The sequence below is a fragment of the Ochrobactrum vermis genome (assembly GCF_002975205.1).
Lineage (GTDB): Bacteria > Pseudomonadota > Alphaproteobacteria > Rhizobiales > Rhizobiaceae > Brucella > Brucella vermis.
In genome coordinates, this window is the sequence record NZ_PCOC01000002.1 from 1,677,501 (window position 1) to 1,698,244 (window position 20,744).

Consider the following 20,744-nt stretch of genomic DNA (forward strand, 5'->3'; position numbering starts at 1 on the left):
ACTGTCAACGACCAATCCAAACTTTTTCCAAAAATTCTTTCAACAGGACAACAAACAAAAGGGCCGCTCAAATGCAGCCCTTTATAAAAACATTCGATTAGTTCATTCAGGTTCGTATTCGCGTATGCCATCGTCCTTGGCAAACAATACGCATGGTCCGTGAGAACCTCGCGGATCATATGCATATCCTTTGACTGCGAGCGCGTGTGTCATGTCGCGAATTCCAGCCAGACCATAAAGGTGATCGTGTAATTCAAGGAAGATGCGTTCGACACCTGTCAAATCGGCACTCTGGAGCAGATCGCGCTCAGCGCCTTCAATATCCATGACGAGAACATTGATACCGTTGCGAACGATAAATTCGTCAATATTGGTCGAGGATAGCTCTATAGCATGCTCATACGGCCCCTGCTTCTCATCCATGGATGACATCCAGAGATCGCGCCGCACATAGAAGCGAAAAGAGCAAGGTTCACCCGCAGTCAGGATGCCTTGCGAAAGCACAACATTATCGAGGCCATTGGCATCGATAACACGGCGAGCGAGCGCCGCGGTAGATGGGTTCGCCTCGAAGGCCCAAACCGACGTGTCAGAAATCCCGGCGATAATGGATGTGATAATCCCGATACCCGAGCCCAGTTCCAGCACGCGATCACCCGGCTTCACCGCCTTGAAAATGGACCGCGCTTCCTTGGCTTCATAGCTCCCGCTCGTCAAAGCCTGCCATATAACAGGCGAAACTTCGTCGGATGTGATCGGTACGTTAATCCCGTGTACTTTCAGCAATTCCTACGCCCCAAATCCCCAGTATCAGAGCATCGCGTTCGAACGAACGAACAGAGGACGCTCTGACTTATTGAATGCACTGCATCGCAACGTAACTTTGCAGTGCGATTAGCGCATGAACATAAACTGATTTGCGTTGCTTAAGCCAGCTATCTGGCCGCAACATGCTCAGCGATTTGAAGCCTGACCTACTGCCTTCGCATCCTGTCCACTGCGACCGTGAAGATGTTTGAGTTTTGAAGCGGGCATCGGCTTACCTATGAGGTAGCCTTGAACCTGATCGCATCCCAGCCGTTTCAGACACTCGAACTGCTCCTCGGTCTCAATGCCTTCTGCAATTGTTACCATTCTGAGGCTGCGCCCTACCCCCGTTACCAGTTCGACAATCGCAAGGGCATCCGGCCGTGTTGTCACCTCGCGCACGAACGACCGATCAATCTTGATCTTGTCGAATGGAAATCCACTAAGACTACCGAGCGAGGAATAGCCCGTTCCGAAATCGTCCATCGCGATCTGGATACCCAGTGCTTTCAACTGCCGAAGTGTGCTCAAGGTCTGTTCGTTTTTGTCCAGCAAAACCGATTCTGTAATCTCGAGCTCCAGCCGCTCCGCATGGAGTCCGCTTTGCTCAAGTGCGTCAACTACGCTCTCAATAAGGCTCAGGCTACGGAACTGAACAGGAGAGAGATTGACCGCAATCTTGAGTGGCTTATTCCATTGAGCGGCTTCCAGACAGGCTGTAGCGAGCACCCAGTCTCCAAGAGAGTGAATGAAACCAATTTTCTCGGCAACCGGAATGAATTCGACGGGTGATACAGAACCGCGGATAGGATGGGTCCAACGGAGCAGCGCTTCATAACCGCAGATTTCTCGCGTTATGGTGCAAGCCTGCGGCTGGTAGTAGACTTCCATTTCGCCATTCTCCAGTGCTTTCTGAAGATCGGCTTCGAATGACTTTTTTTCCCGCAAGCGCGTCTGCATCTGTGATTTGAACACACTTGCATGGCCGGGACCGAGTGCCTTCGCCTCATAGAGCGCTAGATCGGCGTGTTTGAAAAGTTCTTCCGTATCCGGTTCGCCCTGTGAGATTGCAACCCCGACGCAGGTTCCGATTTTTATTTCCAGTTCTCCGACATGGTAAGGCTGACTGATCGCCTCCATAAGACGATCCGAAAGCTCCAGAGCTTCTTCTTCCCGCAGCCCGGTTGAAAGCAGGGCAAACTCGTCTCCACCTAGCCGACACACCATGTCACCACGTTCGCCGAGCTTGGTAAGACGCCGCGCAACTGCCTGCAACAGCGCATCACCGACATCATGCCCAAGTGTATCGTTGACGTCCTTGAAACCGTCGAGATCAAGAAGAAGAATGATGGCTGACTGGCTTCCGGCCTGCGCAGCCTGTAGCCTTTTCTCCAGATCCTGCCGGAACAGGACACGATTGGGCAATCCGGTCAGAGCATCGTGATGCGCATCGTGCTCAAGCCGAAAATTCTGCGACTGCAGTTCACCCGTCGCCTGCCGGAGGTCGCTCGTCAGGCGCTGCATGCTGCCGTGGGCCCGATCAAGAAGCTTATTGTGACGAAGCAGGAGAATAACGAGCACCACGCCGCAAAGAATAAGACCTGCCGCCAACCCGGTATAGATGAGATGTAACTGACGAACTTCTGCCTGCGCGACATCGATAAGTCCGACATCATATTCAACTGCAGATGACGCCAGCGCTGTCATGGGGCCGTCAAGTGCGCTCATTGATTGCAGAAAGGTTTTGATCCCCTCGGCATCAAGCTTGTCCAATTGGACGTCGAGCGTTTGCAGGACGTCGCTCAGCTTCAAAAAAAGAGCCCGTCGCTGTGGATCGTTTTGAATGAAGGAACGCAGATTACCTTGCTGCAGCAACTCCAGTCGGCCGAGCATGATATCGAGACGAAGCCGTACTTCGTCATGCACGTCCTCGTTCAAATTCAGAGCATAACCAGCCAGAACATGTTCGAGCCGCATATACTCAGACACCGTCTGACCAACAGCCCAGGAGTCGTTATAACGCGAGAACTTCTGAAGCGCTGTCTGTCGTTCGGCAATGACATACGCAATGTACGCCGTTGCCACCACGAAACAACAGATAATAACGCCTAGAATTCGTCTCACACTTTGCCTCTATTCAACTATCAGCTTGGCAACCTGCCACGCGGAACGTGTGTAATAGGTCTGGCTTTGGAGCTGTGGGTCGCTGTCATACGGGTAGATTATAAACAATGGTCCTTTGTCGCGAACCGGCATGTAATTGCCATCTCGCTTCATGGCAAGAATAACATTGAACTTCTTGAAGTCCTCCATCGGCAGCGAGCTGACATAGTCATTCAACGCTACCGCTGTCACTTTCGTTCCCTTGGCGCCGACGAGCGTCATAAGCTTGTCCATCGATACGCCCTCGAAACGCACGCGGCCATCATACCATGGATTAGCCGTTTCTACGGTCACCAACCCGATAGCCTCCAGCATGTCCCGGTCGAATTGCGCCGTGTCGCCAACATTTTTATTCGCAATATTGCCGGATATGACCAGGATCGGCTTGCCCGTCGGCTTGGCCAACGGCTCCGCAGCGGCCCCGGATATCCACACGAAAGGCAACAGCAGACATAAAAAGAGTCGGATAAGTTTCATTACATTTCTCCATGATAAATTAGACCAATAGAGAGAATTGACTAAATCAACGTGAAGATCGCATGAGTCTTGTATTTTTTCATGTTCATATGCAATAAAAATGAAATATCGGCAGCACATGTGACGCAACGTAACTACGAATGATAGCAATTAGTGAATTGCCCTAATGTTAGATCGTTTTCATACGATAGTAACGCCTTTTATTATCTCATCGCAGATAATCGTGTTGAGGCTAAAGCCTGGTTCACCTCTCTAAAAGCAAAAAGAGCAGCGTTATTCACGCTGCTCTTTGAAGAAATTCGACGACTATCGTCTATTCAACCAGCCAATTGCCCTCCAGCCATTGGCTCCGGAACTCCGGTTGTGCTCGGAAAGCTGATCGGCAAGCCGCGCAAAACCCGCACTGCAAGGAAAGCAAAGCATTCAGCCTCTACAGCATCGCCGCGCCAGCCAAGCTTTTCGACGGGGACGAGTTCCACCTTCGCACGCTCAACCAGCATGCCCATCATGGTCGGATTGCGACGCCCACCGCCACTGACTGCGAGTCGTTTCGGCCGACGCGGTAGAATATCCAGAGCCTTGCCCACCGCAGAGGTCGTGAACGCGGTCAGGGTCGCCGCACCATCTTCCTCACCAAGTCCATCGGCCATCGCCTCGGTAAAATCGAATCGATCCAGCGACTTGGGATATGGAGCGGTCAGATAGGGGTGTTTGAGCAGTTCTGCCAGCCGCATCTCGTCTACTTTGCCCTTTGCAGCCAGTGCCCCATCGCGATCCATTTCGCCCAACCCCCGCTTCTTCATGAAGTCATTGATCGGCGCATTGGCAGGGCCAGTGTCGAATGCCACAAGCGCATCACCGCCATCCCACCATGTAATGTTGCCGACACCGCCGAGATTGAGTATCGCTGTATTGCCACTCGCATCGGCACTGCGCAACAACGCGGCATGATATACTGCCGCGAGCGGAGCACCCTGCCCGCCCGCACGTATGTCCGCTGTCCGGAAGTCGTAGGCTACTCGGGTTCCGAGCAGCTCGCTCATCAAGCCGCCATCACCAAGTTGCCGGGTGTCACCTAGCTTGCCTGCATGCGGCGCGCGATGCAGCACCGTTTGTCCATGAAAACCGACAACACCGATATCCGCCATCGACAAACCATTTTCCTCGACCAGTTCCCGCACAGCCACCGACTGCGCGCGCGTCAGCGCTTCCTCGGCCTCGGCAAATACAGCAGGCTCTGGCCCCTCAAAATTCCAGATGCGGGCCTCGGCTTGCGCCTGCTCCAGAAGATCACGAATCCAGCGCGGATAGGGTTTCAACGCATAGGCGCCGAATTCTGCAATAGTTTCACCATCGGTTCTCAAAAGAGCAACGTCGATGTTTCCATCAAGCACGGTGCCAGTCATCAGGCCGACCGCCCATATTGGCTGCATAACGTCTCCTATCCCAATGAAATTGCGTCGCCGACGCCCTGCCGCAGCGCAAGAATACCGCTGTCGGAATGGCGCGTCGGATGGATGCGGTTGGTGAGCAAGGTCCATGCCCTACCCGCTTCAAAATCGATCCACAAGCCAGTTCCCGTGAAACCAGTGTGACCGATCGTGTCCGTCGAATTGAAGTTGCCGCCTGACCAGCCTTGATAGGGTCTTTCCCAGCCATGCGTTCGGGTCGCGGACAATGGCTGGCGCATCAAGCTGATGACATTTTGAGAGGCGCCACTACCATCAAGCAAGCCAATTGCGAAATCGAGTATGGAAGCAGCCGTACCAAACAAACCCGCATGAGCAGCACCCTGCAATGCCGAACAATTGTCGTCATGCACTTCTCCGCAGAGTACGCGATTGCGCCAGGTGCAATCTTCCGTGGCCGCACTTGTTTCAGGCTCCGCCGAGAAAGCAAACCCATTGCCAGGATCCATCTCGCGAATGGTCTTGCCGTAAAGCCTTTCCATCGCAAAGCCGAGCAGGATGAAATTGATGTCCGAATAAACCGGCGTGGATTTTTGCCATTCGCGCTGCAGAATAAATGCGCGCAGCAGCTCCGGATCCCGCCCATAGGTGTAGATGGGTTCGACCGACGGAAATGGTGTCTGGTGACCAAGGCATTCGCGAAAGGTGACTTCGCGCTCCCAGGCGTCGTTATCATACTGCCTCAGATCTGGAAGCAAGCTGATCAACGGGGCATCGAGATCGATGGTTCCTTCCTCAGCCAGCGCCAAAATGCGGGGAGTTGTAAAAATCACCTTTGTCAGCGATGCGAGGTCGAACCATGTATCCGTTGTCATTGCACGTCGGGTCGGAATGACCTGTGCATAACCGGTCGCCCGGACGGCCCGATTCCCGGAGAGATCGACCATTCCAAACACCCCTCCCGGAATACGCCCTGAATCACACGCTTCCGTCAGCAGACGGAAAGCTTTTTCAAAGCGAGCCGTAAAGGCAGTATCGACAGGGTGGCGGACACTTAACTCTGCCATGATGATTATGCCTCAGTCCGGGCCATGTGATCACGGCCGTAAGTCTGCCAATGAGCCGGCATCGGTTCATAACCGAGAGGGCGAACGAGCGACGGTACTTGCCGTGTGTCGAGGGTGAAATGTTCATTGCGCCGATCAATGCTTGGAACGGCAGAGATCAGTCGCTTCGTATAGGAATGTTTCGGCGCAGAAAGAATTGATGCAGCATCGCCGATTTCCACGATCTGCCCGGCATAGACGACTGCAATGCGATGCGCGATGCGCTCTACCACCGCCATATCGTGCGATACGAACAGATAGGCAAGGCCGCGCTCCTTCTGGAGATCGATCAGTAGTTCCAGAACTTTGGCCTGCACTGAAACATCCAGCGCGGAAACGGCTTCGTCCAGCACCAGCACCGAAGGATTAAGCATCAGAGCGCGGGCGATGCAGAGCCGCTGGCGTTGCCCGCCCGAGAATTCATGCGGATATCGCTCCAGACTGTTTGCGGGCAGCCCAACCCGGTCGAGCAGATGCAGCATCTTCTGCCGCGTTTCCACCCCATCACGCCCGCCAACAGCGATAACCGGCTCTGCAAGGATGCTGTCGATACGAAGGCGCGGATTGAGTGATGCATAGGGATTCTGGAAAACCATCTGCACCGAAGAGGAGTTTCGGGCATCCATGGTGCCTTCTACACCGACTTCAAGCTTGCCGCGTGAAGCTTTGACAAGCCCAAGAATGGCCCGTGCAGTCGTCGACTTACCCGAACCGCTCTCCCCCACTACGGCGAGTGTTTCACCCGGCACAAGGTCGAAATCGACACTTTCGACAGCATGAACCGCACCGATTTTGCGGCCAAGGAAACCGCCCTTAACTGGAAACCGGACCGTCAGTCCCTCCACAGCTAGAATAGGCTTTGCACCGGGTTCTGCCGTGCGTGCATTATCGGTTCGTACCGCATTGCCGCTTTCAAAATGCGGCACAGCCTTGAGGAGGTGTTGCGTGTAAGGATGCTGCGGACGGTCGAGTACGGCACTCAGCTCACCTTGTTCGACCGCTTCGCCATGCTGCATCACCATGACCTTGTCGGCCATGCCCGCGACCAGACCAATGTCATGGGTGATGAAAATCATCGCCATGCCGGTTTCGCGCTTCAGCTCTGCGAGCAGTGCCATGATCTGCGCCTGTACCGTAACATCGAGCGCGGTGGTCGGTTCGTCGGCAATCATGAGACGTGGATTACAGGCGAGCGCCGTTGCAATCATCACCCGCTGCAACATACCGCCGGAAAGCTGGTTCGGGCAGTATTTAAGACGCCGTGCAGCGTCTGGAATGCGCACCCGATCAAGCGCGTCCCTGGCTGCAGAAGCGGCCTGTCTTCTGGTAAGCCCGCGGTGGAGACGGAACGATTCCTCAATCTGCGTGCCGATCGTGAGCACAGGATTGAGTGACGTCATCGGCTCTTGAAAGATCATGCCGATTTCTGCGCCGCGGATTTTCGTCAGCTCGGCTTCGTTCGCAGCAGCCAGATCAATGATGGTACCATCGGCACGGGTTAGCTTGATCCTTCCATCAATGATGCGACCTCCACCGAAATCCACGAGACGATTGATCGACAAAGCCGTTACAGATTTACCGGAACCGCTTTCGCCCACAATCGCCAGCGTTTCTCCGGCAGCGAGGTCGAAATTCACACCGCGTACAATCTCGTTGGCTTCGGGATTGCGGCCGAACCCGACACGAAGATTCGAGACGGACAGAAGCTTGCTCATGCGGCAACCCTCCGCATTCTCGGATCGAGAATGTCGCGCAGGGCGTCACCCAGAAGGTTGAAGCCAAGAATACCGATCATGATCGCCAGTCCCGGAAATGCCAGCAGCCATGGGGCGGTTTCCATGAGATTGCGCGCATCTGCCAGCATGAGACCAAGCGACGAAGCAGGTGGCTGCGTACCAAGTCCGAGGAAGCTCAAGCCCGCCTCTGTCAGCAGCGACCAGGCCAGCGCCAAGGTGATCTGCACGGTTAGGGGCGCAACCAGATTAAGCAGCAGATGGCGCGATAGGATATAACGGTTGCTGCTGTGAAACGTACGGGCAGCATCAACAAATTCACGCATTTTGATCGACAATGCCGGACCGCGCACAACCCGCGTGAAAATTGGAGTATAGACGATGGCAATGGCAGCAATACTCGTTCCTGTTCCCGGCCCGACAACTGCAATGATGAGAAGCGCAAGCAAAATTGCCGGGAATGCCAGAAGCACGTCCATCATACGCATGACGGTGCCGTCCCACCAGCGCCCGAACCAGGCCGCAGTCAATCCAAGAACAGTGCCAGCAAAAGCAGCAATTCCGACCGCAGAAAAGCCGACGACGAAGGATTGTGCGATGCCAGCCATCAGGCGGCTCGTTACATCGCGTCCGAAGAGATCCGTTCCCATCCAGTGGGCCGCACTTGGAGGGCGTAACCTGTCTATACGGTACTGCATCAACGGGTCATGCGGCGTGAAACCAAAATAGCCAAGGCAAGCTACAATCAGATAGACCAGCACAATGAGGCCGCCAATGCGGCCACTCGGATGAGCAAGAACGGACCGCACTATCTGCATCAGTTCTCTCCCAGACGAATGCGCGGATCGAGCGTGACGTAGAGGAGGTCAACCAGCAGATTAACGATCATGAAGTTGAAGGCGATGAAGAGAATACTGCCCTGCACCAATGCATAGTCGCGCTGCAAAATGGCATCAAGCACCATACGTCCCACCCCCGGCAAAGCATAAATCTGCTCAACCAGCACGGCCCCGCCCAGAAGATAACCAAATTCCACGCCGCTCAACGTCACGACCGGGATAAGTGCATTGGGCAACGCATGCCGCCAGATGACAGCGCGGGCCGAAGCACCTTTGCTGCGGGCTGTGCGAACATAATCATCGCTGAGAACATCCAGCATTGCCGAACGTGATATGCGTGTGACCGACGCCGCAAATGCGAAGCCGAGCGTTACGGCGGGCAAGATCATCTGCAAAAAATTCTGCCACGGATTTACCCATAGCGGCGTGAACTCGCCCATGGCGGGCAATACGCCGAAGCCTGCCGAAAGAATATAAATAAACAGGAGACCGAGAACGAAGCTTGGAGTGGACTGGCCAATCATCGCAAAAATACGGACCGCGAGATCGGACATTTTCTCATTGCGCGTGGCCGCATAAACCCCAGCTGGAAGGCCAACGAGCAAAGCAATGATCATCGACATCAATGCCAGTTGTAGCGTCAGCGGAAAGCGCTCCAGAATAATTGTCAGAACCGGCTTTCCGAATGTGACAGACACTCCCAGATTACCCTGCAACACATCACCGAGCCAGCGCCAGTACTGTGTAGTCCAGCTTTGATCGATGCCGAAATATTGCGCCAGTGATTGCCGTTGTTCGGGGGTCAGCAATCCAGCCTCCGTTCCGAGCATAGCCGTGATGGAATCGCCCGGGACCATGCGGATCGAAACGAAGACAAGGATCGACACCCCCAGCATGACCAGGGGAAATGTCAGCAGCCGACGTGTCAGATAATTCATGTCAGATTACTCACGGCCTGCCATTAAGGAAGGCAACTGAAAGCCACGCCTTCCTGATGAAAGCGTGGCGGATTTCATGACATCACTGCCCAATCTGCAGCTTGGTTACGCCGAATAGCGAACCGGTGGCGCGAGGCTCAAAACCGGTAACGTTCTTCTGGTGAGCGACATAGTTGTTGGCCGTATAAAGCCAAACCCACGGAGAAACTTCCGTAATGTGCTTTTCGAAATCGGCAAAGATGACCTTGCGTTTTTCAGGATCGGTCTCAGCTCGTCCCTTTTGCATCAGATCATCGAGCGTATCGTCGATGTACTGTGCGACCTTTTGAAGATTGCCCGCCTTGGTCCAGTAACGACCATACATCGTATATGGATCAGCCGAACCGCCGTTCAAAGCCACAGCCATGTCGAAATCACCCTTCAGCCATGTATCGACATAGACGTTGAGTTCCATCATCCGAATATCGAGCTTGATGCCTATTTCAGCAAGCTGCGACTGGAGGACCTGAGCTTCAGCCGCAGCGGTTGCCGGCTCTCCGTTTGCAGCAATGATGGTTGCCGAAAAGCCCCCCGTATAACCGGCATCCGCCATCAGCTTCTTCGCTTTTTCGATATCGCGCTTGTAGCAGAAGAGCGTGTTCGGATCGCTTGCATAGGCGGGCATGGTCAAGGGCCCCGTCACCTTGCCTTCACCAAGCAATGCTGTGTCGAGCACATCCTGGCGATCAACGGCGCAGGAAATGGCCTGACGCACGGCCAGCTCTGTCATTGGTTTGCGCGAAGGATTTAGCTGCAGCACGTGATAGGCTAGCGCCGGTGTGCGCACCAGTTCCAGCGCGCTCTCACGCGGCACCATCGTTGCGACCAGCGGGTCGTTGAGGAGAGCAAAGTCAACCTGCTTGGCGCGAAGTGCCGCAAGAATTGCTGTTTCATCTGGCAGAACACTGATGTCTATACCATCGACCGCGACTTTGCCGCCCGCCCAGTTGGGATTGGCTTTCAGCACTTCCTTGGAATTCGGCTCCCAACGCTCAAGAATGAATGGCCCTGATCCAACGGTCTTCGTGCCGACATTGCCAGCCTTGATCTCGCTTTCGGGAACTACCGCTGCATTGATGCTGGCAATGGCTGCCAATAACGGAACATCCGGTTGAGAAAGCTTGAAGACAACCGTTTCAGCGTCTGGCGTTTCAATAGCAGCTATAGAACCGAAATTGGCACGTGCCACTGCGCCTGTCTTTTCATCCAGAATGCGTTCGAAAGATGCTTTCACATCGGCTGGCGTTACCGGCTGTCCGTTCTGGAATTTCGCATTCTTGTCGAGTTTGAATGTGAGGACCTTGCCGCCATCGGAAAACTGCCAGCTTTGTGCAATGGCTGGCGCGATTTGAAGGTCCGAACCAAGACGAACAAGCGGCTCATAGATAAGTTCCAACAGGCGAATCGATGAAAATGCGGGTTGTTTGTGTGGATCGAGGCCGGTGGCATCCTGCGACCAGGCCATCCGGAGTGTTGCGGCAAATGCCGTCGAAACACCCAATCCACCAAAACTCCCAATGCTCATCGCTATTGCGGCGGCACCCGCAACAAGGCTCTTCTTGAAACTCGCTCCCATTTTCTTCCCTCGCAAATTACTGCAATGCTAATGTCCGACTGCTTCCCCGCTTCGGCTCACACTTTATTGGCATTTATTGCCTGTCTAAGAAATCCCCCAGCATTCTTTAATGCCGTTCTTGCTTCATCCACTGGCATTCCCGTGATGACTACGAGAATCGCGAGCTTAACGTCATTGTCCGTCACGGCGAGAACGCGTTTCGCCTCGCTCGCCCCACAACCGGTCGCCTGCATGACAATCCGCGACGCGCGCGCGACAAGCTTCTTGTTGGTGGCGCTGACGTCCACCATGAGATTCTCATATGTCTTACCGATTCGGATCATGCTCGCAGTGGTCAGCATATTGAGAACGAGCTTCTGCGCCGTACCGGATTTAAGACGCGTCGAACCAGTCAGTATTTCAGGCCCGACAACGGGCGATATGGCGATTTCGGCCATGGTGGCGATGGTTGAATTGGGATTGCAGGACAAAGCCACCGTTGTGGCGCCGATCGATGCCGCATAGGCCAAACCGCCTATCACATATGGCGTGCGTCCGCTGACAGCGATTCCCACAACGACATCGTGCGGAGCCAAACCGATAGCACGCAGATCAGACTCGCCTAACGACGGATCATCTTCCGCACCTTCAATTGCATGTTGCAAAGCATCTACACCACCAGCGATAAGCCCTATCACCATACCTTCCGGCACACTGAAAGTCGGCGGGCATTCCGATGCATCGAGAATGCCAAGACGTCCGCTTGTCCCAGCCCCTATATAGATCAGCCGACCGCCCGCCTGAAATGCTTCGACAATTTTATCGACGGCCTGCGCGACCTGCGGCAGCACCTTTTCAACAGCAGCGGGAACCAGACGGTCCTCGTCGTTGATACGACGCACGATTGCTAAGCTCGACAAGAGATCAATATCCATCGTGGATGGATTTCGCTCTTCTGAAACCAGCCGATCAAGCTCAGATAACAACGCCTGTTCCGTCATGCCTCTGCCTGTTTATCCGGCGGCATTCAGGATGCGGCCGCCTTATGGTTAATGAATGTTAAGATTATAAATTCCGATAGTCAATTATAAGTTGGAATAAATTATTCCTTATCGGCAACAAAGGCGATAGTACGAGCAAGAATAATCGCGCCTGAAACGGCATCGCCATCGGCAGGCTTCAGCCGCCTGCGGACATCCGGTGCCAGCCATGGCTCCAGGGGAGTAGCAAGCCCGCCAAGCATGGTAACGCACGGCGCTCCTTTTTCGAAAAGCGCCCGCACGATAGTGTCTATATGGCCCGCAGCGGCCTGGACGATACGGCGCGCCGCCGCATCACCCTGGTCCGCATGGCGCATAACCATCGGTGCCAAAGACGCATATTCCGTGGCCGTAGCGCGGTCCATCCAGACCACAGCTTCCATCGGGCTCTGATTAAAACGCCGCATGACTTCGTTGAGCAGTGGCGTTCGTTCGATCCGCCCGTCATGGGCCTGAAGTGCTTGCTGAATTGCTGACAACCCCAGAAAAGCACCACTGCCCTCGTCTGAAATGGGAAAGCCGTAACCTCCGACACGAATATCAATACCATTCACGAAGCCGAGGCCGATTGAACCGGTTCCAGCAATCACAATAGCCCCGTCGTTGCCGGAATGCGCACCGAGACAAGCGCCCTTGCCGTCGCTCATGAAATGAATACTCGAAAAAGGGTGCGGTATGGCCTGGAGCGCTTCAAGCGCGCCCTGTCTGCCTATCCCCGCGAGCCCTACACCCACATGCGTTCTCGCCAGCCTCTCCGCATCCAGCCCGGCCTCGCTAATCGCTGCGTTGAATGCCCGCGCGATAGATTCCCAAGCCTTCTCTATGCCAAGCCGCGTTGTTGCCGGGCCGGACAATCCCTGCCCCAGAATATTGCCAGCCTCATCTTCCAGCCGGGCCCTGCAGCCCGTGCCGCCGCCATCCACACCAAGATAGAAGCGATTTTTTCCTATCCCGTCCGACATCATTCTGACAGCCGTTCTATATCTGCACCGCAAAGCTTCAGTTTGCGGTCAAGCTGCTCATATCCGCGATCCAGATGATAGATGCGATTGACGACAGTTTCCCCCTCTGCAACCAAGGCCGCCAGCACAAGGGAAACTGACGCCCGCAAGTCGGTCGCCATCACCTGCGCGCCATGAAGCGGACGCCCGCCGCGCACCAGTGCGGTTGTTCCCTGTAGTTTGATGTCCGCGCCAAGCCGCATCAGTTCGGGCACATGCATGAACCGGCTTTCAAACACCGTCTCACGAAGGAGCGATGCTCCTTCGGAACAAGCTGCCAGTGCCATGAACTGGGCCTGCAGATCGGTCGGAAAACCGGGATAGGGTTCGGTCGTCAGATCGGCGCCGCGCAAGGAGCCGTTGCGTGAAATAACCAACCCGCGATCGCTTGGCCATGCACTAACTCCCATGGTTTCAAGCACCTGCACAACAGAAGCGAGGTGTTCAAGACGGGCATGCGTCAGTTCAAGCGTGCCGCCGGTAATAGCCGCCGCTACAGCATAAGTGCCTGCCTCGATGCGATCCGGTATGCCATGGTGACGTGCGGGCCGCCACGATGTATCGCCTTGAACCAAAATGCGATGCGTACCTGCTCCTTCAATCTGCGCACCCATAGTGCCCAGACATGCAGCAAGATCAGCAATTTCGGGTTCGCGAGCTGCGTTCAGTATTTCAGTTTCGCCACGAGCTGAGGTTGCCGCCATCATCGCCGTCGCCGTCGCACCGACGGAAGGCGCAGGCAAAACAATGCGACTCCCGATCAGGCCATTATCGCTCGAAGCGACAATCCAGCCGCGATCAATGGAAATATCTGCGCCAAGTGTTGCGAGCGCTTTCAGATGCATATCGACAGGACGCGCCCCGATGGCGCACCCGCCCGGCAAGGAAACACGAACTTTGCCAAGCCTCGCCAACAAAGGTGCCAGCACCAGAACCGTCGCCCGCATCCGCCTTACTGTGTCATAAGGCGTCTCTCCTACCACAAGATCTGTCGCAGTTATTGTCGTTGAATGCGGCGCGCGGGAAACCTGTGCCCCATGCGACTGCACCACATTGAGCATATTTTCGACATCACTGACCGCGGGAAGGTTTGTGAGTTCAACAGAATATGGGCTTAGCAGGGAAGCTGCGATTTGAGGCAGCGCGGCATTCTTCGCACCGGAGATATTGACCGCCCCCTGCAGGGCTCGTCCGCCGACAATTCGCAATCGTTCCATGTCTCGCCACCACATTCTCTCTTGCAGAGAGTTAGTTCATTCCGCACTATTTAACAGATTGGAATTTTATATTCCAAATCAATTTGGGTTGTCTTATGAACCAAGGCAACCGAATATCGCACCCTCCGACGCCGGAATGGGGAATAATCGCACATGTCGATCCTGCAAAAAATCAACGCCAAACTGAATGAACTGACTGTTGCAGACCGAAAGATCGGCCAGTTCATCATCGACCATCCTGAACAGGTGTTGCGGCTTTCCTCCTCTGCACTGGCGGAAGCAACTGGACGCAGCCAGTCGAGCGTCGTCAAATTTAGTCAGAAATTCGGCTTTGACGGCTATCAGGAACTTAAGCTTGCCGTCAGCGAAGCTCGGGCTAAAGAGTGGCAGGTTCCGGCGGGGATGGTCCACGGCACAATCGAGACCGGCGACAGCTATATCACGGTGCTGCAGAAGCTGATCGGCAGCAAGCTGCAATCAATGCAACAAACGATTTCCGCCAACGATGAACAAGGCATCGACGGTGCATTGCAAGCCCTGATCAGCGCCCGGCGTATCCACTTGGCTGGTGTCGGTGCATCATCGCTCGTCGCACGCGATTTCTCCTACAAGCTGATGAAACTTGGCCGCAACGTGATGCATGATAGCGATAGTCATATCCAGATGGCCAATGTCTCGACCTTGCACGAGGGTGATGTTCTGTTTGCCCTTTCCTACTCTGGAACGAGCATCGAAACCCTTCGCATTGCCGAACAGGCCAAGAAGTGGGGAGCGACCGTAATCGCTGTTACTGGCATCAACGAGAACCCGCTCAATAAAATCGCCGATATTCGCCTGTACACAGTCGCCGACGAAGAACGCGTTCGTTCATCATCAATCACGGCGCGTGACGCGCAACTGGTTCTGACGGATTTGCTTTTTATTCTGCTGTTCCAACGCCAACAGGATGCTAATGATTATGTACATAAAAGCGAAGCTGCGGTGTCTTCGTTGAAAATATGATCCGCGAGATCAGTCAATGATAGCGGCGGCCACGAGGCTTGCAAAAGCGGCAACAAATGCCACTGCGACTGCACCGACCTTCGTGAACAGGTTAAACGCATCGCCCGGCGTTTCACGGTTTGACATGTTGAGATAAACGAGCGCCGCTACGATGATACCAATCGAAAAAACGAAAGCGGAAACCCACTGCCATAACTCAGGCATGAAACCTCACAAACGATGAACCAACTTTCAAAACTGCGGACCGTTTACCCAAACTTTATTACCGCAGTGTGATCTCACTTAATGTTTCCGGTTCAGGCACGCAATGTATCACAGGCTTTCGAGCCATGAAATCATCAATTTGTGATTGCTCGATTCTCTCTCGCATTCGCCGCAGCGTTGCATTTTCACAATCGGAGGCTGTGACGCTGTCTCGATTGCCCTGAAGCAACTGTCAGCGCGGTCTACTGCACAGGCTTTTAAATGTAAGGCCCGAGAGTTGACTTTCAGACCGCGAAAGCCGTGATATATCTGCAAAGAAGCGAGCGTTGTTCAAGCACAGGCTTTGCACAGAAACAAGATCACAAAGGTATGCATAATGGCTTCACCGTCATCTTCTCCGCGAATCGAACACAAAGAACGCCTTGAGCGATTGGCACTGTTGCAAGGCAAGCTGAGCGAACGCGGAATTGGCGGTCTTCTGCTCGGACCGACTGCGAGTTTGCGTTATTACACCGGGCTTGTCTGGCATATCAGCGAGCGTTTTCTGGGTGCCCTCGTCACACCGTCGGAAGTTATTTATATCGTACCCGGCTTTGAACAGAGCCGCGTCGAGAGCCTGCCACACCTCCCGGGAGAAATCCGCGTATGGCAGGAGGAAGAGAGCAGTGCTGCACTGATAGCATCACTCATTCCGGAAGGTACCACGCTTGCGGTAGATGATGCCGTCCCGCTGTTCGTCTACAACGCTCTGAAGCGTGAATTTTCTCCCGAGCGTCTGCTCGACGGCGGAGAATTGATTCGGGAACAGCGCCTTCGCAAATCAGCCAATGAAATCGCAATTATTCAGTATGCGATGGATCTGACGCTTGAGGTTCATCGCCGGGCGCATGCGCTGATCAAGCCTGGCATTGCGGCAAGCGAAGTGGTGCGCTTTATTGATGAGCAGCACCACGCACTCGGCGCTACCGGCGGTTCGACATTCTGCATCGTCTCTTTCGGGGCGGCGACTTCGTTGCCGCATGGCGCAGATGGAGAACAATTCTATCAGCCGGGCGACGTTATCCTTGTGGATACCGGATGCCGCATCGATGGCTATCATTCGGATCTCACACGCACCTACATGCTGGATCAGCCTAGTGCGGAGTTTTCGCGCATATGGACGATCGAGCGCGAAGCGCAACAAGCCGTTTTCGATGCTGCGAAGCTTGGTGCGGCCTGCTCAACACTCGATGATGCTGCACGCGCAACGCTGGTGAAGCATGGACTGGGGCCCGATTATGCGTTGCCGGGCCTTCCGCATCGCGCCGGTCATGGCCTTGGTCTGGAGATTCACGAGGCCCCTTACATCGTCCGCGGTAATTCGCTCCCACTCGCTGAGGGCATGTGCTTTTCCAACGAGCCCATGATCGTGGTTCCGGACCAGTTCGGCATTCGTCTGGAAGATCATATCCATATGACGGCGACCGGACCGAAATGGTTCACCCAGCCGGCAAAAGGCCCAACCGAACCTTTCGCATAAAGCTGCAATCATTGCTATCGATTGCTGGGTATTCCTGCCCAGCTTTCCGATTGCTTTTCGCCAACACCAATCAGATCGATGGCTCGGGTCGCGATCTGATTGGCCACTTCATCGACTGACTGCGGTTTGAAATAGAAGGCCGGAACCGGCGGCATCACAATAGCGCCCATTTCTGTCACCGTGCACATATTGCGCAGATGAACCAGATGCAGCGGCGTTTCTCGTGCGATCAGGACCAGTCTGCGCCGTTCCTTCAAGTGAACATCGGCAGCGCGGGTGAGCAAACTATCGCTATGGCCCGTTGCGATCGCCGCGAGCGTGCGCATGGAACATGGCGCAACAATCATGCCGGCAGTTGCGACTGATCCGCTTGCGATCAGAGCACCAATATCGCTGACGGAATAACTTCTGTGCGCCAGCCTATGCAGAAGCGCATAACCGTCAGGGCCCAACTCATGACGCAAAGTCTGTTGCGCGGCGTCCGATACGACAAGATGGCTTTCGACGTCGCTCAAAGAGGAAAGCTGCTCCAGCAATTTGAGTGGGATAAGAGCGCCTGATGCGCCGGAAATGCCAACAACAACCCGCTTCATTGCATTTTTCCCTTATCTAATCCAAGCTCGTTCCACATCGCATCCACTCGCGCGATAACATCGTTGCTCATACAAAGCACCGTGCCCCATTCCCGTTCGGTTTCTGCGCCGATCTTGTTGGTCGCATCAAGGCCCAGCTTTCCGCCCAAGCCCGAGCGCGGCGATGCAAAATCGAGATAATCCACCGGCGTATCAGCAAGTGTAACGAGGTCGCGGCTCGCATCGAAACGGGTGGAAAGTGCCCACATCACATCATCCCAGTTGCGGACATTTATGTCCGGATCGACTGCGATTATAAGCTTCGTATAACTGAACTGCGGCAGCATCGACCAAAGTCCCATCATGACCCGCCGCGCCTGACCGGGATAGCGCTTGTCGATCGAAACCACCATTGCACGATAAGAACACGCCGCCGGCGGGAGCCACAAATCCGCAATTTCCGGGAACTGTTTTTGCACTATCGGCACGAACAGCTCATTCATCACTTCGCCGAGTCTGGACGGCTCGTCCGGTGGGCGGCCGGTATAGGTGGAGAGATAAACCGGATTCTTCCGCATGGTCATCGCGGTCACCTGAATGACCGGGAAACCCTCGACGCTGTTATAGTACCCGGTGTGATCGCCGTACGGGCCCTCCGGCGCGGTAACTGATGCGGAAACTCGCCCTTCAAGAATAATTTCAGCGTTGGCCGGTACCGCCAATGGCACAGTACGCGCATCGACGACGGATAGTCTGCGCCCGGCAAGCAGGCCCGAGAAAGCAAGCTCGCTCATTCCTTCGGGCAAGGGCATGACGGCGGAAAGAATCGTCGCAGGATCTGCTCCGATAGCCACCGCAACCGGCATATCCTCCCCTCGCCTTTGCCACATACGGTGATGGCGTGCACCGCCACGATGAGCGAGCCAACGCATGATCAGCTTGTCCGGGCCAAGCTTCTGCATCCGGTAAATTCCGACATTTATGTCCGATGGATCATCCGGTGCCCGCGTGATGATCAGCGGCCATGTAACAAGTGGTGCAGGCTCTCCCGGCCAGCACCACTGGATCGGCAGTAAATCGAGATTGACATCCTCGCCTTCCAGTATCGTTGCCTGAACAGGTGCGCGCCGGACGTGACGAAGACGCATATTCAATGCAGCCTTTGCCAGAGGCAGCTTGCTCCATATTTCACCTGCAGAGCGTGGCGGCTTCGGCGCACGCAGCTCTGCAAGCATCTCGGCGAGGTCAGGAACTTCCTCGGAAGAACGTCCAAGTCCCAATGCAATCCGCCGTTCGGATCCAAAAAGATTGGCCACCAGAGGCATTGAATGCAGGCGCCCATCAGCGTCGACCGGTTGTTCGAAGAGCAAAGCCGGACCATCCACCTCGAGAACGCGCTTGTGGATCTCCGTTATCTCCTGAACCAGCGATACCGGACGCTTGATCCTGACAAGATCGTTACGGTGTTCAAGTTCCGACAAAAAGCTCTGCAGGCAGTCGTAGTGTGGTGGAGAAGAAGGGGGCGTTTTCATCCCCGACTTTTGAATATCGAATTCTTTCGCCGTCTTTGATCTGAATCAAACTGCCCGCTCATTGAATCGCATAATTCTAAAATCATCTTGTAAAGCTCATCGGAGCGGAGTGATGATGAAAATACCTCCGGCTGTGGCTGTTCCAGCCCGGCTTGTTCCGCCGTTTCTGATCGCCCCTTTTGTCTCGCGTATTTTCTTTCAGGTGATGCGCGCACATCCGGGTCTATTCGAACGCCTCGGAGACTATGCGACAAAGCGTTTCCGTTTTCACCCCTCCGATATACCGTTCGCCTTCGTGATCGAGCCGGATAAACCACGCATCACAATCGTGCGCGAAGATGAAGTCACGGAAGCCGACGCAGGTATCGAAGGCCCGCTGGTTATGTTGCTCGCGCTTCTCGAAGGTAAGCTTGACGGGGATGCGCTGTTCTTCTCCCGGGATATCACCGTGACGGGTGACATGGAGGCCATGCTGGCGCTTCGCAACGCGCTAGATGACTGCAACATTGACCTTCCAGCCGACCTCGGCACAAGTGCCGGGCCGCTTGCCCCGGTCGTGCGTGGCATCGCAAATTATGTACGCAGCAAGGCCTTGGGCAAGGAAGCTACCGGATGGAACTGATTTGTCCGGCAGGCACGCCATCGGCCTTACGTGAAGCAGTAGGTGCGGGAGCCGATGCAGTTTATTGTGGCTTTCGCGACGAAACGAATGCACGCAACTTTCCCGGCCTTAACTTCAGTCGTGACGAACTGCGCGATGCGATCCAGTTTGCCCACGCTCGCAAAACACAGGTTTTTGTCGCGATCAACACGTTCATGCGCGCGGGCGACGAAAACATTTGGTATCGGGCCGTAGACGATGCCTCTGCCCTTGGCGCAGACGCGGTCATCCTCGCCGATTTCGGTTTGATGGCCTATACGGCCGAGAAACATCCAGCGCAGCGGCTTCATGTATCCGTACAGGCTTCCGCTTCCAATTCCGATGCAGTTCAGTTTCTGGTCGATGCATTCAAGGCAAAGCGTGTCGTGTTACCACGCGTTCTGACTATTGCAGACATCGCGAAACTTGGCCGCAAAATCGATTGCGAAATGGAAGTCTTCGTATTCGGTGGCTTGTGTGTGATGGCAGAAGGACGATGTTCCCTGTCTTCTTATGCCACGGGCAGATCACCCAACATGAATGGCGTTTGTTCGCCGGCGAGCCATGTCCGCTACCGTCAGGACGGACAGGAACTCGTTTCCGAGCTCGGTGACTATACGATCAATCGTTTTCCCGTGGGCGAACCCACCGGCTATCCGACACTTTGTAAAGGCCGGTTCAATATTGCAGATGAGCAGGGTTATGCATTCGAAGACCCGGTTTCGCTGGACGTTATGAACCATATAGACGAGTTACGAGCAGCGGGCGTCTCAGCGCTCAAGATTGAAGGTCGCCAGCGTGGCAAGGCTTACGTTGGCGAGGTCGTCTCCACACTTCGCCAGACACTCGCGGCAAGCCCCGAAAGCCGCGCTGCCTTGCTGTCCCGCCTCCGTCTGCTGAGCGAAGGCCAGCAGACGACTTCAGGCGCATACGACAAACGCTGGAGATAGA

The 20,744-nt window shown here is 54.8% G+C and carries 19 protein-coding genes; 4 read left to right on the forward strand and 15 right to left on the reverse strand.

Features of this window, described 5'->3' with window-relative positions; all coding sequences use genetic code 11:
- Positions 1-102 precede the first annotated feature (102 nt).
- From CQZ93_RS22090 to murA, 12 genes are all read right to left on the reverse strand, one after another.
- Positions 103-786 carry an FkbM family methyltransferase gene (locus CQZ93_RS22090; protein WP_105544674.1) on the reverse strand — a complete coding sequence of 228 codons (684 nt, stop codon included), beginning with the start codon at positions 784-786 and terminating at the stop codon, positions 103-105.
- A gap of 168 nt (positions 787-954) precedes the next feature.
- On the reverse strand, positions 955-2,931 hold the full coding sequence (locus tag CQZ93_RS22095) for a putative bifunctional diguanylate cyclase/phosphodiesterase (protein WP_105544675.1): 1,977 nt from the start codon (positions 2,929-2,931) through the stop codon (positions 955-957).
- A 9-nt stretch (positions 2,932-2,940) separates the two neighbouring features.
- On the reverse strand, positions 2,941-3,447 hold the full coding sequence (locus CQZ93_RS22100) for a putative pterin-binding protein (RefSeq protein ID WP_105544676.1): 507 nt from the start codon (positions 3,445-3,447) through the stop codon (positions 2,941-2,943).
- A gap of 317 nt (positions 3,448-3,764) precedes the next feature.
- Positions 3,765-4,880, reverse strand: coding sequence for an anhydro-N-acetylmuramic acid kinase (locus tag CQZ93_RS22105; protein ID WP_105544677.1), 1,116 nt, complete (start codon positions 4,878-4,880; stop codon positions 3,765-3,767).
- An 8-nt stretch (positions 4,881-4,888) separates the two neighbouring features.
- Positions 4,889-5,923 (reverse strand): serine hydrolase domain-containing protein, encoded by a 1,035-nt coding sequence (locus tag CQZ93_RS22110; protein ID WP_105544678.1) that lies wholly within the window; start codon positions 5,921-5,923, stop codon positions 4,889-4,891.
- Positions 5,924-5,928: 5 nt separating this feature from the next.
- Positions 5,929-7,677 carry an ABC transporter ATP-binding protein gene (locus tag CQZ93_RS22115; RefSeq protein WP_105544679.1) on the reverse strand — a complete coding sequence of 583 codons (1,749 nt, stop codon included), beginning with the start codon at positions 7,675-7,677 and terminating at the stop codon, positions 5,929-5,931.
- Positions 7,674-8,513: an ABC transporter permease gene (locus tag CQZ93_RS22120; RefSeq protein ID WP_105544680.1), complete on the reverse strand. Its 840-nt coding sequence runs from the start codon at positions 8,511-8,513 to the stop codon at positions 7,674-7,676. Before CQZ93_RS22120 ends, CQZ93_RS22115 begins: the two co-directional genes overlap by 4 nt.
- Complete coding sequence (locus CQZ93_RS22125) at positions 8,513-9,472, reverse strand: ABC transporter permease (RefSeq protein WP_105544681.1); 960 nt, start codon at positions 9,470-9,472, stop codon at positions 8,513-8,515. The genes CQZ93_RS22120 and CQZ93_RS22125 overlap by 1 nt, the downstream gene beginning before the upstream one ends.
- 82 nt (positions 9,473-9,554) lie before the next feature.
- The gene (locus tag CQZ93_RS22130) at positions 9,555-11,087 is read right to left on the reverse strand and encodes an ABC transporter substrate-binding protein (RefSeq protein ID WP_105544682.1); all 1,533 of its coding nucleotides are present in this window, start codon (positions 11,085-11,087) and stop codon (positions 9,555-9,557) included.
- Between the two features lie 56 nt (positions 11,088-11,143).
- Positions 11,144-12,067: an N-acetylmuramic acid 6-phosphate etherase gene (murQ, locus tag CQZ93_RS22135; RefSeq protein ID WP_105544683.1), complete on the reverse strand. Its 924-nt coding sequence runs from the start codon at positions 12,065-12,067 to the stop codon at positions 11,144-11,146.
- 101 nt (positions 12,068-12,168) lie between these two features.
- Positions 12,169-13,071 carry a glucosamine kinase nucleotide-binding domain-containing protein gene (locus CQZ93_RS22140; protein WP_181153448.1) on the reverse strand — a complete coding sequence of 301 codons (903 nt, stop codon included), beginning with the start codon at positions 13,069-13,071 and terminating at the stop codon, positions 12,169-12,171.
- A complete protein-coding gene (gene murA / locus CQZ93_RS22145) occupies positions 13,068-14,324 on the reverse strand; it encodes a UDP-N-acetylglucosamine 1-carboxyvinyltransferase (protein ID WP_105544684.1) in 1,257 nt (418 codons plus the stop codon). The genes CQZ93_RS22140 and murA overlap by 4 nt, the downstream gene beginning before the upstream one ends.
- Before the next feature lie 153 nt (positions 14,325-14,477).
- Here murA and CQZ93_RS22150 point away from each other — a divergent pair, with 153 nt between their 5' ends.
- The gene (locus CQZ93_RS22150; protein WP_105544685.1) at positions 14,478-15,326 is read left to right on the forward strand and encodes a MurR/RpiR family transcriptional regulator; all 849 of its coding nucleotides are present in this window, start codon (positions 14,478-14,480) and stop codon (positions 15,324-15,326) included.
- Between the two features lie 9 nt (positions 15,327-15,335).
- Here CQZ93_RS22150 and CQZ93_RS22155 read toward each other — a convergent pair whose 3' ends face one another.
- A complete protein-coding gene (locus tag CQZ93_RS22155) occupies positions 15,336-15,530 on the reverse strand; it encodes a hypothetical protein (RefSeq protein WP_105544686.1) in 195 nt (64 codons plus the stop codon).
- Positions 15,531-15,906: 376 nt separating this feature from the next.
- On the opposite strand from CQZ93_RS22155, the gene CQZ93_RS22160 reads away from it, so the two are divergent.
- The gene (locus CQZ93_RS22160) at positions 15,907-17,049 is read left to right on the forward strand and encodes a M24 family metallopeptidase (RefSeq protein ID WP_105544687.1); all 1,143 of its coding nucleotides are present in this window, start codon (positions 15,907-15,909) and stop codon (positions 17,047-17,049) included.
- A 14-nt stretch (positions 17,050-17,063) separates the two neighbouring features.
- Here the strand turns inward: CQZ93_RS22160 and CQZ93_RS22165 are convergent, their stop codons facing one another.
- Both CQZ93_RS22165 and CQZ93_RS22170 read right to left on the reverse strand, forming a co-directional pair.
- Complete coding sequence (locus CQZ93_RS22165) at positions 17,064-17,642, reverse strand: UbiX family flavin prenyltransferase (protein ID WP_105544688.1); 579 nt, start codon at positions 17,640-17,642, stop codon at positions 17,064-17,066.
- On the reverse strand, positions 17,639-19,153 hold the full coding sequence (locus CQZ93_RS22170) for a UbiD family decarboxylase (RefSeq protein WP_105544689.1): 1,515 nt from the start codon (positions 19,151-19,153) through the stop codon (positions 17,639-17,641). Before CQZ93_RS22170 ends, CQZ93_RS22165 begins: the two co-directional genes overlap by 4 nt.
- 112 nt (positions 19,154-19,265) lie before the next feature.
- Here CQZ93_RS22170 and ubiT point away from each other — a divergent pair, with 112 nt between their 5' ends.
- Positions 19,266-19,775, forward strand: a complete 510-nt coding sequence (gene ubiT / locus CQZ93_RS22175; RefSeq protein ID WP_105544690.1) for a ubiquinone anaerobic biosynthesis accessory factor UbiT — start codon at positions 19,266-19,268, stop codon at positions 19,773-19,775.
- A complete protein-coding gene (gene ubiU / locus CQZ93_RS22180) occupies positions 19,766-20,743 on the forward strand; it encodes a ubiquinone anaerobic biosynthesis protein UbiU (RefSeq protein ID WP_105544691.1) in 978 nt (325 codons plus the stop codon). Before ubiT ends, ubiU begins: the two co-directional genes overlap by 10 nt.
- The last annotated feature ends 1 nt before the right edge of the window (position 20,744 follow it).